General features: G+C 60.6%; 11 protein-coding genes and 2 pseudogenes. 8 read left to right on the top strand and 5 right to left on the bottom strand.

The features are described from left to right. From RMO15_RS22985 to RMO15_RS22945, 8 genes and pseudogenes are all read left to right on the top strand, one after another. The coding region (locus RMO15_RS22985) for a prolyl oligopeptidase family serine peptidase (RefSeq protein WP_309717816.1) at positions 1–746 on the top strand (746 nt) is incomplete at its 5' end. A 32-nt stretch (positions 747–778) separates the two neighbouring features. Beyond that, a complete protein-coding gene (locus tag RMO15_RS22980; RefSeq protein WP_309717814.1) occupies positions 779–1,522 on the top strand; it encodes a phytanoyl-CoA dioxygenase family protein in 744 nt (247 codons plus the stop codon). Continuing rightward, positions 1,512–2,297 carry a phytanoyl-CoA dioxygenase family protein gene (locus tag RMO15_RS22975; protein ID WP_309717811.1) on the top strand — a complete coding sequence of 262 codons (786 nt, stop codon included), beginning with the start codon at positions 1,512–1,514 and terminating at the stop codon, positions 2,295–2,297. The genes RMO15_RS22980 and RMO15_RS22975 overlap by 11 nt, the downstream gene beginning before the upstream one ends. A 3-nt stretch (positions 2,298–2,300) precedes the next feature. After that, positions 2,301–3,575, top strand: a complete 1,275-nt coding sequence (locus RMO15_RS22970; protein WP_309717807.1) for a CitMHS family transporter — start codon at positions 2,301–2,303, stop codon at positions 3,573–3,575. Positions 3,576–3,617: 42 nt separating this feature from the next. Further along, a pseudogene (locus tag RMO15_RS22960) lies at positions 3,618–4,586 on the top strand (sugar ABC transporter substrate-binding protein). Beyond that, positions 4,583–5,518 carry an ABC transporter permease gene (locus tag RMO15_RS22955; RefSeq protein WP_309717801.1) on the top strand — a complete coding sequence of 312 codons (936 nt, stop codon included), beginning with the start codon at positions 4,583–4,585 and terminating at the stop codon, positions 5,516–5,518. The pseudogene RMO15_RS22960 and the gene RMO15_RS22955 overlap by 4 nt, the downstream one beginning before the upstream one ends. Next, positions 5,515–6,645, top strand: a complete 1,131-nt coding sequence (locus RMO15_RS22950; protein ID WP_309717799.1) for a hypothetical protein — start codon at positions 5,515–5,517, stop codon at positions 6,643–6,645. The genes RMO15_RS22955 and RMO15_RS22950 overlap by 4 nt, the downstream gene beginning before the upstream one ends. A 4-nt stretch (positions 6,646–6,649) precedes the next feature. Then, positions 6,650–7,225: an acyltransferase gene (locus RMO15_RS22945; protein ID WP_309717796.1), complete on the top strand. Its 576-nt coding sequence runs from the start codon at positions 6,650–6,652 to the stop codon at positions 7,223–7,225. On the opposite strand, the gene RMO15_RS22940 is transcribed toward RMO15_RS22945, so the two are convergent. The 5 genes and pseudogenes from RMO15_RS22940 to RMO15_RS22920 form a co-directional block, all read right to left on the bottom strand. Continuing rightward, the gene (locus tag RMO15_RS22940) at positions 7,226–8,710 is read right to left on the bottom strand and encodes a c-type cytochrome domain-containing protein (protein ID WP_309717793.1); all 1,485 of its coding nucleotides are present in this window, start codon (positions 8,708–8,710) and stop codon (positions 7,226–7,228) included. Continuing rightward, positions 8,707–11,712, bottom strand: coding sequence for a DUF1553 domain-containing protein (locus RMO15_RS22935; protein ID WP_309717790.1), 3,006 nt, complete (start codon positions 11,710–11,712; stop codon positions 8,707–8,709). Before RMO15_RS22935 ends, RMO15_RS22940 begins: the two co-directional genes overlap by 4 nt. Positions 11,713–11,777: 65 nt before the next feature. Further along, positions 11,778–13,145, bottom strand: coding sequence for a DUF1501 domain-containing protein (locus RMO15_RS22930; protein WP_309717787.1), 1,368 nt, complete (start codon positions 13,143–13,145; stop codon positions 11,778–11,780). Positions 13,146–13,229: 84 nt separating this feature from the next. Then, a complete protein-coding gene (locus tag RMO15_RS22925) occupies positions 13,230–15,218 on the bottom strand; it encodes a hypothetical protein (protein WP_309717784.1) in 1,989 nt (662 codons plus the stop codon). Positions 15,219–15,238: 20 nt separating this feature from the next. Then, positions 15,239–15,420 (bottom strand): annotated as a pseudogene (locus RMO15_RS22920) (DNA-3-methyladenine glycosylase I); the annotation flags it as partial.

Genomic DNA, 15,420 nt, shown 5'->3' with positions numbered 1-15,420 from the left:
AGCAGTGGGGCTACCACGCGGTCGAGGCGATTCTGCGTGGCCACTCGCTCCTGCGGGCACAGTCCGGCGTAGACGAGAAACGCATTGGCCTCACAGGAATCTCCTGGGGCGGCGTGCTAACGGGCATCGCGGCGGGGCATGACCCGCGCTTTGCCTTCGCCATGTCGGTCTACGGCTGTGGGTTTCTAGACCGCTCACCGGGACTGGGGCTGGATAAGACCGACAAGCCGCACACCGAGAAGTGGATGCAGCTCTGGGACCCGTCGCGGCACCTCAAAGACGCAAAGATGCCCTTTTTTTGGATCAATGGCACCAACGACTTTGCCTTCACGCCCGAGATCTGGCAGGAGTCGCACCGGCTGCCGCGTGGGAAGAAAACGCTTTCGTTCAAGCTCCGCATGCCCCACGGCCACGGCGTGGCAGGCGAGAACCCCGAAGAACTACGCGTCTTTGCCGCCGCGCACTGTGGCCTCGGCGAGCTCCCCCTGGCCCGCCTTAAGAAACAAGAGCGCAAGAGTAACTGGCTCCGAGCGGAGTTCGACGCAAAAGTGCCGCTCAAAGTCGCAGAGCTCCTCTTCACCAAAGACGACTCTGGCCCGTGGCCCCAGCGCCACTGGCAGGCCCAGCCTGTGCTCCTCAGCGGCAACATCGCCTCGTCAGCGATCCCTCTAGGAACGGTCGCCTGCTACCTCAATGTCACCGACGCGCGTGGCTGCATCACCAGCTCCGAAATTGAGTTTCTGTAGTACGCTCTCTCATTTTCTGCTAGAATCTCTCCATGAACGATCCAATCTCACCGCGCACCCTCACGGCAGAGGAGCACGACTCTTACAAGACCTACGGCTATGTGCTCCTCAAGGGCCTGCTTTCTCCTGAGGCAACCAAGGCCACCCGCGAGGATGTGATGGCGATCATGGACGCAATCGGGCTGGGGATGACGGCGCTAAAACAAACCAGCGAGTACTTAGCAGGCTCACCACTGGACGGGCTGGTCAATAGCCCGAATCTTGGCGCGATTGCCTCCGAGCTAATGGAGGGCGAGGCGAGGCTCTATCTTCCCTTTAGCGCGGTGAAGTCGCCGGGCGGCGGCGGGGCGTTTCACTTTCACCAGGACAATCAGTACACCAAGTTCGACGGCCCCGGTATCAACCTCTGGGTCGCGCTGGTGCCTATGACCGAGGAAAACGGCTGCCTCTCGATGGTGCCTTATTCGCATTATTTAGGGACGCTGCATCCGGTGGCAGGAACCAACCACAACAGCGGGCTGGAGCCCAAAGTCACCGTGCCTGTGCCGATGGAGCCCGGCGATGTGGTCGCCTTCTCACGCCTGACCGTGCACGGCTCAGGCAAGAACCTCACAGATGAGCCACGGGTCGCCTACGCCGTTCAGTACGCCCGCCACGACGTGCGCTACACCCGCGACCTAGGCCAGACCTGGAAGACCATCGCCGACGATGGCCCCGGCTGGCGAACCGGCCCGGTGGAGACCATCACGATCCCTGAAAAGCGCGATGGGCACTGAGTTTCTCTACACCGACCAGCACCGCGAGGAGTACTACGGCGCGGGGCTGACGGTTCTGCGCGGCGTGATTCCCGCATCGCTGCTCACGGACTTGCGGCGCGAGGCGGAGAAGGCGCGGGAGCTGGCACGGACGCTTCAGGGGCCACAGACCCAGCGGCTCCAGCCGGTCTACAAGTACCCGGAGCTCCATCACCAGCCGTTCCATGACTTTCATGCGCTACCGGGAATGCGGGCCGCCGTGGAGAACATTCTGGGGCCGGAGCACGCACCCAGTCAGATCCTGGGGATTCTCTTCGAGCCACAAAACGAGCCCTGGTGCACCCACTGGCACCGCGACTGGGGCTACAACGTGCCCGGCATGGATATCCCTGCCTTCTTCCGGGCGATCCGTGACCCGCAGCTCTTCAACCAGCTCAATGGGGCGCTCTACGATGATCACTGTCTCTGGGTGGTGCCCGGGAGCCACAACAGTGACGATCTCCCCGAGGAGACGGCGCACTTTCCGCACATCCCCCCGCCCGGCCCTGAGCTTGCTGATGCCGCCACGCCCGAGGAGCGTGAGCGGCGCTGCCTGGGCTACACCCGCGCGATGCCCGGCGCGACTCCCGTGCCGCTCTTTGCGGGCGATGTCGCTTTTTACCGGGCCTGCGGCTGGCATATCGGCAACTACGTCCCCTACACCCGCCGTGCCACGCTCCACGATGGCTACTACTGCCCCGAGGATCTGCGCTGGCAAGAAGCCGTGAAAAACAAAACCGTCGGCGAGACGTTCTAGTCCATGCTCGCCTTTCTCGGCCTAGCCATGGTCGCGACCTTCATGGCGCTGATCATGACCAAGCGCCTGCTGCCTCTCGTCGCGCTGACCCTGGTGCCCCTTGGCTACGGCATCTTAGCGGCGCTTCTGGGCTATTTTCCCATCGCCAAGCTGGGGCCGATGATGCTGGAGGATCTCAAGACTCTCGCTCCGACCGGGGTGATGCTGCTCTTTGCGATTCTCTACTTCGCTTTAATGATCGATACCGGGCTTTTCGAGGGCGTAGTGGCCTGGATTCTGCGCCGTGTCAAGGGCGATCCGCTGAAAGTGGCGCTCGGAACGGTCGCACTGACGTTAGTCGTCTCACTTGATGGCGATGGCTCAACCACCTACATGATCTGTGTGGCGGCGCTGCTTCCGCTCTACCAGCGCCTCGGAATGAACACTCGGCTCATGACCTGTCTGATGCTGCTCTCCAGTGCCGTGATGAACCTTACCCCGTGGGGGGGACCGACGGCACGCGCTGCCAGTGCGCTGCATGTGGATCCTTCGGCGGTCTTTGTCCCGATGATTCCAGCGATGCTCTGCGGTATTGCGGCGATCTTCATCCTCGCCTGGGTCTACGGTCGCCGCGAGCGAGAGCGCCTCGGCATTATCGAGCTTCCTGAGCAACGTATGGAAGGGATTCAGCCGCGACTGCTTTGGTTCAATGGCCTGCTCACGGTGGCGCTGATGACGTGCCTGATTCTTGCTATTCTTCCCATGCCCGTACTCTTTATGGCAGCTTTCGGTATCGCTCTGAGCGTCAACTACCCGGCTCTTTCCCCACAAAAAGAGCGGATCGCCGCTCACGCCGAGAGCGTGCTTGCCGTGGTCTCCCTGATCTTTGCCGCGGGAATCTTCACGGGAATTCTCTCGGGGAGTGGCATGGTCGAGGCACTGTCGAAGAGTCTGATTGCCTTTATCCCAGAGGCCCTCGGGCCACACCTCGCGGTGATTACGGCGCTCCTGAGCCTGCCCTTCACGTTCTTTCTCTCCAACGATGCCTTCTACTTTGGGATGCTCCCGGTGCTTGCCGAGGCGGCGGGCCACTACGGGATCTCGCCCGTGGCGCTTGCCCGCGCCTCGCTAGTAGGGCAGCCGGTGCACCTGCTGAGCCCCCTCGTTCCCTCCACCTACCTGCTCGTCGGCCTCGCGAAAGTGGAGTTGGGCGACCACCAGCGCTTCACCCTCCGCTGGGCTGTACTCGTCGCACTCGCAATGCTTCTTGGGGCGCTGGTGACCGCGACCTTCCCGTGACAAGCCGCAGGAAAGTAGGCTGGTCACGGCGAACCTGTGGCTATGAAACGATCCACTTTCCTGGCAGCCGCGTTGGTGCTGGCAGTAGGCTGTAACAACCAAGCAACTGCTCCAGGAGCGCCGGATGCGGCTTCAAAACCAGCAACGGATAAACCCAAGATTGCGCTGGTGATGAAATCCCTCGCCAATGAGTTCTTTAAGACTATGGAAGAAGGTGCGACAAAGCACCAAAAATAAAATGCAGATAAATATGAACTACTATCAAATGGAATCAAAGATGAGCAAGATATTACCAAACAGCAGCAGCTTATTGAGCAGATGATCGGGCAAAAAGTCGCCGCGATTGTCGTGGCTCCCGCTGACTCCAAGGCGCTTGTCCCCATCTGCCAGAAAGCCGCCGCCGCCGGAATTGTCGTGGTCAATATTGACAATCGCTTCGATGCGGCTGTGATGAAAGACAAGCAGCTCACCGCGCCGTTTGTGGGGCCGGACAACCGGAAGGGCGCAAAGCTCGCGGGGGATTTTCTCGCCACCAAGCTCAAGTCCGGCGATAAAGTCGCGATTATTGAGGGAGCGCCCACGGCCTTTAACGCCCAGCAGCGCAAGGCGGGCTTTGAGGACGCGATGAAGCAAGCGGGGATTGTTATTGCCAATAGCCAGTCCGCCAACTGGGAGACCGACCAGGCCAACAAGATCGCCGCCGCCATGCTCATCGCTCACCCCGATATCAAAGCCCTGCTCTGTGCCAACGACTCCATGGCGCTAGGAGCCGTCGCGGCCGTAAAAGCCGCGGGCAAGACCGGGCAGGTGCTGGTAGTCGGCTTTGACAATATCGGCGCCGTCAAAGAGCTGGTAAAGTCAGGAGCCGTTCTGTGCACCGTAGATCAGCACGGCGACCAGCTCGCCGCCTTTGGGATTGACTATGCTCTAGAGATGCTCCAAAAGGAAGCCACCCCCACCGACAAAGAGACGCCCGTTGATCTGATTACCGCCGAAACGCTGAAGAAGTGAAGCAGGCGCTCGGAGAGTTTGGGGGACTCCTCGGCGCGATGGCTCTCCTCGTGGCCGTTTTTGCCCTACGCTCCCCCACGTTCCTGACTCCCACTACCTTTCTGACTATCGCCAACCAGCTCCCCGAGGCAACTCTCGTCGCCGTGGGAATGACGTTTGTGATTCTGATTGGGGGAATTGATCTCTCCGTGGGTAGCCTTCTGGGACTGTCCAGCGCAGTGCTCGGCCTTGCGCTCCTCCGCTGCCACCTCCCCCTTCCTCTTGCAGCCCTGCTGGGAGTTTCAACCGGCTTTCTTATTGGAGGACTCAATGGACTTCTCACCGTTCGCCTACGGCTCCCGTCGTTTATCGTAACTCTGGGTATGCTGGAAGCCGCACGGGGAGCTACCTATCTGCTCACCGAATCGCGCACGCAGTATCTGGGTGGCCCCGTTGAGAAGCTCACGGAGGGGGGTATTGGGGGGCTGACGCCGCCCTTCTGGTGGGCGCTGACAACGGTACTGTTGGCACAAGTCGTGCTCACCAAGACCGTCTTTGGGCGCAATCTCTATGCCCTTGGAGGCAGTGAGCAGACCGCCTTTCTCTCGGGAGTTCCCGTCGCACGGCTTAAGATCCTGGTCTTCGCCATTGCAGGAGCGCTCGCAGGCTTTGGAGGACTTTTCAATGCCGCACGCCTCTCCAGCGCGGACCCCAATGCGGGTGTGGGAATGGAGCTCTCTGCCATTGCCGCCGTGGTCATTGGAGGGACTAGCCTCACCGGGGGACGCGGCTCCGTGCTGGGAACGTTTCTCGGCGTACTGGTTATCACGATCCTAGGAAATGGCCTTGCGCAGCTGGGCGTGCAGGAGCCCCTCAAGCGCCTCCTCACCGGCGGAGTCATTGTCCTCGCTGTCGTCTTAGACCGACTACGGTATAGTAAGGCACTAGCATGACGATTGATATTATTAACACCGCTCTCCCTCCCAAGTTCGATGCCATCGGACACTACACCGCTCTTTTTAGTCAGGAACTTGCACAATATGCTGCTGTTCGCTTACTCGTCCCCAAGGGCTTCGACTACGATCCCATCGGAAATATCCCGATTGTGCCCTGCTTTTCGGTAGACACTCCTGAGGGGATCAGGGAAATTATAGAGCCGATTATCGCCCGCACGCCGGATTGGGTCTTGCTCCAGTACAACCCGTTTATGTACGGCAAGCGTGGCTACGCCCCGCAGCTCGTCCCGACACTTCGTGAGCTGAAGCGCCGCTGTCCTAATACAAAACTCGCCGTGATGGCACACGAGAACTTCGTCCCTTGTTGGGGAAACTGGCGCTGGACGGCCATGGCAGCTCTTCAAGTGCCCCAGTACTGGCGGCTAGGACATACGGCGGATATTTTCTTCGTCTCCATCCAACCTTGGGCAGATCATGCACGTGGCTGGTTTAAAAAAATTCCTGTGCACCAGCTCCCCGTAGGCTCAAATATCCCTTCACAAGCGATCTCGCGTACAGAAGCACGGCAACGCTTGGGGATACCCGATGATGTGGTTGCCATTGGACTCTTTGGAACCGCCCATATCTCGCGTCTCCTGCCACTCGTTGCCCGCACCCTCAAAGAAGCACGACAAAATAACATTGATGCCCGCCTGCTCTACATAGGCCCCGATGGAGCTGCTATCCGTGCCGCTCTGGGCAGCGACCTAGTGCCCCTCTGTACTGAGGGGCCACTTCCCTTTGAAGAAGTCTCCCGACGTTTTGCAGCAATGGATATTTACCTCGCTCCTTTTTCTGATGGAGTCTCTGCTCGACGTGGCTCACTCATGACCGGGCTAGACCACGGTATTGCCTGTATTGGCACAGCAGGGGTTCACACGGACACGCTTTTTCATGAGGCCAATGGCGAGGCGATTATGCTTACTCCTGCCGGGGATGACATGGCTTTTATTCAACAAACTCTTTCGCTTATCCACACTCCCGAGCTCCGTCAGAAAATAGGTAATGGTGGTAAAAAGCTCTACGACTCCATGCTGGCTTGGAAGCCTATCGTAGAGCTATTCTTGCGTTCTTTGAAAGAATAGTACCATGTCTCTCTTTGCGAAAATCATCTTTAGAGTCCGTCATCAGCTCTCTCTGGTAAGTTTTCTGAACTGCCTGCGCTGGCAAGTGCTAGGAGCAAAAATCGGTGCAGGAACCTCGCTTGCCTCCGGTGCGACAATGAACTGGCCTCATCAAGTATCGATGGGCCGTCAGTGTTTACTAGAACAAAACATAGACTTTAAATTTTCAAAGCCCTATGAGCTAGGCCCAGCGATTCGCCTTGGCAATGAGGTTTTTGTAGGGCGCAATAGTGAGTTTAATATCACCAAAGGAATTGAGATCGGCGATTATTGCCTGATTGCCTCAGGCTGTAAGTTTATTGACCACGATCATGGTGTCCTGCGCGGTGAGTTCATGTACCGTCAAGTTGGCCCCGAGGCTCCAATTCGGCTTGAAAAAGATGTCTGGTTAGGTGTCAATGTCACCGTGCTCAAGGGCGTTACGATTGGAGAAGGCGCGATTGTAGCTGCGGGCGCAGTGGTTAACAAAGATATCCCTCCCTATGAGATATGGGGCGGGATTCCCGCAAAAAAGCTTCGGGATCGCCCCTCAGCGGACTAGTTAGGGGCGTGCAGCGAAGGCGAGCTTTTGTTGGCCGTTTCTCAGCTCAAAGACTCTCACGGTGCCGTCAAAACTGCCTACTGCGAGCTTCTGTGCTGTCATCTCGGTATCCAAGGAGAAGGCAAAGTCGCCGCTCTGGCCGAAGCTGCGGATTTCTTTCTGGCTGGCAAGCTCCAGCTGCTTGACGATGCCATCGCTGGCTAGGGTGAAGACTTGACCTTCTTTGAGGCAAAGCTGGTAGATCTCTTTTTCGCAGTTATGGGCTAAAAACTGGGCGTGGCCTTGCTTGAAGAAGCGCTCCTCCATATCACCGGCATCGCCAGACTCGGCCTTGGCTTTCTCAGGTTCCCACTGCTGTACCCACTTGCCACCGCCCACAGAGAGCGCTGTGTTGCCCGTGAAACAGACTCCATAGACAGGGTCTTGCCCCTTGTACTGCCCAATCTGCCGGTTGTGGCCGCCGTAGGTCGTGTAGAGCGTCCCATCGGCTTCGTAGACCTTGACGGTGTGGTCCCGACTCGCCGACGCGACGTACTTGCCATCGCCGCTAAAGCTCACGGAGGTGACCCAGTCCGCGTGGACACTCATGCTCCAGAGGCGCTCGCCGTTTTTAGCTTCGTAGCAGCGGACGCTAGCCTCTGCCCCGCCCGCCGCGACACGGGTCTCGTCGGTGTTGAAGCGTGCGGTGAGCACTAAATCGCCGAAGGTATCGAGCACGCGCCGCTTGCCCGTCGCCAGCTCCACCAGTGCCACCTCGCCGTACTCACCGGGAATCCCGCCGCCGACTAAGAGCGTTTTGCCGTCTTTGCTGGCTTGCAGGCTCTGGATGCGCTGGGGCAGCCCCCCGATGCGCCGCACCAGCTTGCCCGTCTCTGTATCCCAGAGCGTGATCTCGTTGTAGCCCCCCACGGCGATTTGCTTCCCGCCTGGCACAAAGGCTAGCGCCAGCACCGGCACCGGTGTGCGGTAGCGGGCCGGAGCTGCGGGGTGCACGCGTGGCCCTAGGAGTATCTTTAGCAGCGCCGCTTTATTGCCCCCATCAAACTTCGCGCCCTCGGTGATCCAGCGCTTTACAGCTGCGACCTGCTGCGTATTGAGCGCATCGTCGGACTTGGGCATGCGCAAGTCCGGATCTTTGTGAACGATGCGCTTGTAGAGCTCGGAAGCCTCGGGCTTACCGGGAACCACCATCGCTGCCCCCGACGCGCCGGGCTTAAGCAGAGCCGCAAAGGTATGCGCCCGCCACTCGCCTAGGTTCGTCCGCTCGCCGTGACAGCCCGCACAGCGCCGCTGGATAATCGGAGCGATCTCCTTGGAGAAGCTCACCGGCTGGGCGTGGGCTGGGAGGGCCAGCAGCCCTCCCAGAACCCACCCGGCTACGCTCGTCCCTCGCTTCGTCACCCTCCCTGCCGCAAGGAGGGTTAATTCTCCCCTTCCTTCGTAGAGGGAAGGGGCCGGGGGATGGGTTCGGGCAATCTTTTTCATTTTTGGAAGAGAAACTCCTGGGTATTGACCACCGTCCAGAGCAAGTCGGTCACGGCGGCGGTGCGCTCGGGGGCGTTTTTTAGAAAGGCGATCGCGACGGTGCGCTCTTTCTCGGTCGGGAAGCGGGCGAGAGCCGTGAGATAGAGCTCGTCGAGAAGCAGCGTGTCCGAGAAAGCGGCGTAGCGGGCGGCTCCAGCGGCGACGGTTTCGTAGGATGTTCGCCCGTTGAGCAGCTCCAGTGCTTGTAGGAGCGTCGGGGTTTGGCGGCGCTCACAGGTACAGGCTGTCTCACGCGCGGGCTGGCCGAAGGTCTTGGTGAAGGCCGTCTGCTCCGGCCAAGGGCGCTGCGTCGCGTAGGCCACACGGTCGTCTAGAGTTGCTCTCTGGCCTAGAAGCTGCGTGCGCTTTGCGTCATTGGCAAGGTAGAAGTCGTGAACCGGCGCGGTGTTCTCAGCACGAAGCGCCTCAATCAGCGGGCTGGAGAGGCCGCTCGTGTCGTCTGCCAGCTTCCAGGTAAAGGTCAGGTTGTCGCCGGTCATCCGCAGCTCAATCGTGTTCTCCCCGGGTTGGAGATTAAGCATGTGTGTTGGAGTGCGCTTGAGGTTGCCTGGCAGTGCGGCTCCATTGACCTTAAGGGTCGCCTGATCACTGAACTTCAGCGCGATAGTCACGGTTCGTGCGACATCAGAGTGGATCGTCCGTGTGAGAGTGCGTGTCTGGCGCTCGCCCTCCTCAAAGCGGTACTCCTGGCCCTCCGTAATGTCGGTGAGGGGCTTCTCCGAGTCGCGCCAGGTGCTCTGCCAGAGAGGGAGTGCTTTAGCCAAGCGAGTCTGTGTGGCGAGCCAGCTTGGATATTCTGCCTCCAGCGTGGCAGCTCTCTGAGTGAGCTGGCTATCCAGTGCGGCGAGCTGGGTGGGTAGTGTGGTGGCGCTTGCGAGCATACCCGCTGTAGCACCAATCGCGTCCTGGAGCTGCTCTGCCGTTAAGAGCCGCACTTTAGCGTGGGAGAAGAGGGCTTCATCAGCGGCTTTGGGAGCGACAGCAACCCGCTGGTAGGTCTGGCTCTGGCAGATCAGGCGAATAAGCTTTTTGCGGTCAAAGCCGGACTTCACAAACTCCTGGGTCAGCCAGTCTAGGAGCGCGGGGTTGCTGGGCGGATTGGAGACCCGAAAGTCGTCCACAGGCTCGACGATCCCGCGTCCGGTCAGCTCGGCCCAGATACGGTTGGCCTCCACGCGAGCAAAGAAGGGGTTCTGCGGCGTAGTCAGCCAGCGGGCAAAGGCGGTGCGTCGGTCTTCTGTAGACGAGGCTGTTTTGGACCAGGGCTCCATGTTCTCGCCCGTCGTGGGGTGCTTCACCTCGCCTTTTGTTGCGAGCGTCACTTGGCCTTTCTTCGCTTCCGTCCGGGCAAAGACGGCGGCGATCTTGTAGTAGTCGCGCATGGTCCAGTTCTCAAACGGGTGGTTGTGGCACTTGGCGCACTCGATCCGCGAGCCCAGAAAGACCTGCGCTGTTAGCTCGGTGCGCTCCTCGGGGGTCTTGATGGCCAGAAAGTAGCTGGCTGCGGGCGACTGCTCCGTGCTGCCCGTCGCTGTGATAATGGCATCAGCAAGCTTATCGTAGGGCAGGTTGGTGCGCGTCGCCTCGACGAGCCAGCGGGAAAAGCGCCCTGCTTGATCGGTCGTCAAGTGCTTTGGAGAGACGCGCATGAGGTCTGCTTTTTTCAGTGCCCAAAACCGTGCGAACTCCTCCGAGGCCAGCAGGCTGTCAATAAGCTTCGCACGTTTCTCGGGCGACTTGTCGGCGAGAAATGCCTTACTAGCCGCCGCGCCGGGCAACATCCCGGTTAAGTCCAGCGAGACGCGGCGGAGAAATTCGGAATCAGAGCAAGTCGCGGCAGGCAAGCACTGGAGCTGCTTGAGACGGGAGTTGACCAGCCCGTCAATCGCGTTCTTCTCCGGCTGCGGCTTCCAGACAAAACTAGGACGCGGCTCAACAACCGTCAAGTCTAGTGCCTGCACTTTGTCTAAGTAGCGCACGGACACTGCCGCAAAACCCCGGCTCTTGCCAGTGATCTTGCCATCGGCATCCACACTCGCAACGCTCGGGTGCGACGACTCATAGGTCGCGAGTGCCGTCACATCGCGCTTTGTGCCATCGGTCAGCTCGGCAATCACGCTGAGCTGCTGGTTTTTATAGGGCGCTTCGAGCACGCGACGTCCGCCCGGCGTGACCTCGATCTTGGCGACACTGGCGCTGGGCACGCCTACTTCCGCGCCCTCGGCAATCCACTGATTGAGTGTGGTGTACCGTGTGTCTCCCACCCGCAGGCGCTTGCCCCCGACATGCGGGATCGCCAGCGTCGGTTTCTTGAGCATCAGGCTCTCGGCGGGCTCCATAGTGTTCACGCGGCGGCTAAAGCCATCTCGGGTCAGTGCAATGCGATCAATCTTTGGCTCGTAGCCAAACAGCGAGAGCGAGAAGCCCCCCTTGCCGTGCGGTGAGCCGTGGCACGAGCCGCTTGCACAGCCTTGCTTGGTCAGGATAGGCACGGTCTCAAAGGCAAAGCGCACCGGGTCGGCTTTCTTGGCACCGCTCACGCTCACGGGAACCGTAAAGACCTTCCCCGCCACTTTCACCGTGACGCTCGCCTTGCCATCCCCCGCGACGGCAACCCGGCTCCCGACCAGCTTTGCGATCTTGGGATTACTGCTGGTAAAGACGGCCTTCTCGGTCAAGTCGCGCGGCTGGCCGCCAAAGAAGCCCGTCACCACCACCTGCCGCGCATCCCGCGCACTCGTCAGCGCCACCGACGGCGGCGTGACCACGATGCGCTCTTGCGCTTGGGCGGAAGTGGCAGCGAAGGCGAGGAGGATTCCTGAACCCAGCAGGCCAGAACCCACCCGGCTCTTTGTTCGTTCCTCACGACGAGCCACCCTCCCTCTACGAAGGAGGGTTGGTGAGGGTTGGGTGTTGATGCAGTGTAGGAACTTGATTCTCATTTTTCTACTTAACCCTCCTTCGTAGAGGGAGGGTGGATGCGAGCCATGCGAGCAGCCGGGTGGGTTCAAAACAGCTCCGGGATGGGCTTGCCCTTGCCTGCAATGGGCACCGGGCGGCCTTGCGGGGTGTAGATAGGCTTGTGGCGATCAATGCCGAGCTTCTCGAAGATCGTTGCGCCGTAGTCCTCCAGCGTGTAGGCCATTGGGCTGGTGATAAAGCCCCCATCGCGGTCCGTCGAGCCAATCACCGTGCCACCGGGGACGCCCGCTCCGGCAAAGGCGAAGCTAAAGGCATGGGTCCAGTGGTCGCGGCCCTGGCGCTCGTTGATGCGCGGCGTGCGGCCAAACTCCGTGACGAAGCAGACCAGCGTGTCGGCGAGCAGGCCGCGCTGGGCCATGTCCTCGATGAGTGCGGAGAGCGCCTGGTCGGTCGAGCCCATCATCGGCCAAGTCTGGATTCCCCAGCGCCCTGCCCCCGCGCCACCGCCAGGAATATTATTCGTGTGGGTCTTGGAGTAGATTCCGTCGTGGTGGTCCCAGTTCATGTTGTTGCCACCGTCGTAGCGGACTTGCTTGCCATTGACATATGAGTTCATCGGTTCGCGCACGTCCACCGTCACGTAGCGCACGCCCGACTCGATCAGCTTGCGGCCCAGCAGGTAGCACTGTCCCCGGTGGCCGCTTCCGTAGCGCTCGCGAACTTTGTCGGACTCGGTGCCAAGGTCAAAGGCTTTGCGGGTGAGTGGGTTGGTGAGCATGTCGGTGGCCTGGTGCATCAGAGACTGCATCGCCTCGACATCTTTGGGGGCGCTCCCATGGACAAAGCCCACGTCCAGCGCGGAGAGTAAGTTCTGGCGGTCTTTGAAGCGTCGCTCATCAATCCCCGTCAGGAGCCCGAGGTTGGGCACTTGCCACTTGGGATCGGCGGGGCTTCCGCCGGTCTTGAAGGCCGTGAAGCCCGGCGGCATGAAGCCAATGCGCGAGCTATCCGCCTGCTCATCGGTGCCGGGCAGGAGAATATGAGCGGGGAGATACGGGGCTTTCGTCCCAAGCCTCTGGGCAACAATCGAGCCGATATCGGGCATCTCCACCGGGCCACCGGGCGCTTCCCCTGAGTAGACATACTGCGAGCCCTTGGGGTGCGAGTTGCCGATCCCCGGCGTGGGCTGGGTCATGCAGCGCACGATGGCAATCTTGTCCATATGCTTTGCCGTCTGGGCAAGTAGCTCGGTGACATAGACCCCATCGGCCTTGGTCTTAATGGTCTTGAAGGGACTACGGTGCTCGGTCGGCGCATCGGGCTTGGGATCCCAGGTATCAATGTGCGAGACCCCGCCCTGCTCAAAGATCACCAGCACCTGCTTGGCACGCGCTCCTGGCTTCGCCTGCCCAAGCGCCGACCCGCCGATTCCCAGAAAACTACGTCGTCCCAAAATAAAAATCCCCCCGTGCTGGTCTATTTTAAGCTTTTCTCGCGCGGCTGACAATGGCCTTGAGTCAAGATTACTGGTAATAAATCAGACTCGGCGCACATCGGTCTTGACTTCCCCTGCCACGCGGCTTACCTGAATCTCCCAGCGCCCGCCAAAGCCCTCTAAAGTTAGCGACATCTCGCTCCAGCCGTCGGGGAGGCGGGGGGTGACATCGAAGTGCTCCAAGCCACGCGGGACAATGCCAAAGAGCCCCTCGGTGAGGATACGGCAGTAGAGAGCGCTCTCGGCGGAGAGATGCGCTTGGTTGCCCTCGGGATGCGCCTCGACCGCGTAGGGAACGTGCTCTCCCAGCAGGCGACGGTGGGTGTAGGCCGTGAGTTTCTCCAGCGCAACCTCCGTGGCTCCCGCCGCAAAGAGGCCCCGCAGGCCATATAGTGTGGCCCGATCCCAGAACACCGTATCGCCCGACTCGGTCGCCAGCCCATCGGCTGTCCAGAGCTGGGGAGAGAGCAGTGCGGCGATGGTTCCGTCCCTCCTCGGGGATTCCCTCCTCCCCAGCCCTCCTCCCAACCCTGCGGAGGCAGGATTGGCGGAGGGAGAGAAGACCTCCCCAAGCTCCCCCTCTCTCTCCCTCTCCTCCCAGGGTTGGGAGGAGGGGGCTGGGGGGAGGAGGGCCAGCGGCAGACAAATCCATGCCCGCAGGGTTGTATTGGCTTCGTAGTAGCGGTAGGTCGTGAAGCCTTCGACTTCTGCCCCGAAGTGCTTCTCAATGGCGAGCTCTAGCACCTCAGCGGCAGCGCGGTACTGCTCGGCCAGCTCCGTATGACCCAGCTCGCCTGCGAGATCGGCGGCGCGTTTATAGCCATCGTAGGCGAGGCAAGACGTGGAGAGATTGGCCTCGCCGGTGAGAAAGCGTCCCTCTAGCTCGTCGGTGTCGGAGAGGACGATCCCTCGCTCGTCGGTCTTGCGGCGGCAGAACTCCAGGCACCAGACAATCAGCGGCCAGAGCTTCTCGGCCACTTCTTTCTCGCCGCGTGCCAGCGCGTAGCGGCTTGCCCCCGAGGCGATCATCGCGGCATCGCCCCGGTCGCCGCAGCCGTACCAGAGCACATCGCCCTCGACCTCAAACGACGAGGGGAGAGCACGGAAGGCGGAGTTGATCTCCGTGGCGAAGCGCTCATAGCAGCTGACACTAGCCTCGTGGCAGAGCGCATCGCCCAGATAGCCAAAGAGGGGATTGGCGTACTCCGCTTGGTCGTTGGCCCAGACCCCGCCGTAGTAGCGCCCCCCACCCGGTGAGTGCACCAGCCCCATCTTGGTGTGAAAGAGGCTCTCGGCGGCGCGCCACTTGGCGAACTCAAACGCCCGGTTGAGCACGGGATCGGGCGTAGTGAGCACCAGCTTCTCGCTCAGAGCCTTCCAGCGCCGCGCACGAAAAATAGCTTCGTCAGGGACGTTGATCGCTTTGGAGGTCGCGTTTTTCTTGTGTGCGGCAAAGGCCAGGGTGATATTGCCAAACTCGCCGGGACGCACCAGCAGCGACATTCCCTCGATAATCTTGGTACTCACCACCACATCGCCATCGTAGCAGGCCACGGTCTCGGTGTCCTCTTCGGTGACGCACTCCAGCCCAACTGGGGCATCGCTGAAGTTAATCACGCTCCAGCGCTCTAAAAGTACAGACTCGTCTTCGCAGGGGAAGAGATGACGCTGGACGATAATCCCATCGAGCGGGCCGTGCGTAATGGTCAGCCGTCCCTCCCAGAGGCGCACCTCGCGCACGGGGCCGGGAACGAGAGGGATGCCCTCAATGCGAATCGGCGGGATGATCTCATTGCCCCAAGTGCGCCGCAGATAGCCCCGCACATCGTCGCGCTTGAGGCGCAGGGTGGGCCAGATCACTTCACGGCTCAGGATCAAGCGGCGCTTGTCATCCACGCCATAGCGAATAATCGCACTCACCCGCCGTCCACTCAGCTCCACATGATCGTCGTGAGGAAGCCCCGCGCTCCCCACAATCTCCCACGCAATCCCCGACTCCGCCAGCTTCCAACGCTCTTGCCTATCTTGCATGGAAGTATTGTACCGTCGCCTTAGCCTTTGGGAAGCTGTGTGGGGCAGTCGGGGTCGTGAGCCCCCGGGAGATAGCCACAGCTCATGAGAAACTCCCCGACGATCTCACCGCCGGTAAACGTGAAGGTCTTTTTGAAGAGCGCCACCCAGGCGGTTTTCTCTTGGGGGTGATGCGCGTCTAACCAAGCCTTGAAGCTCCCGT

The sequence above is a fragment of the Armatimonas sp. genome (genome assembly GCF_031410135.1).
In the GTDB taxonomy this organism is placed as follows: Bacteria; Armatimonadota; Armatimonadia; order Armatimonadales; family Armatimonadaceae; genus Armatimonas.
The sequence above is the reverse complement of the archived record's forward strand: the minus strand, read 5'-3'. Positions and strand labels throughout refer to the sequence as shown.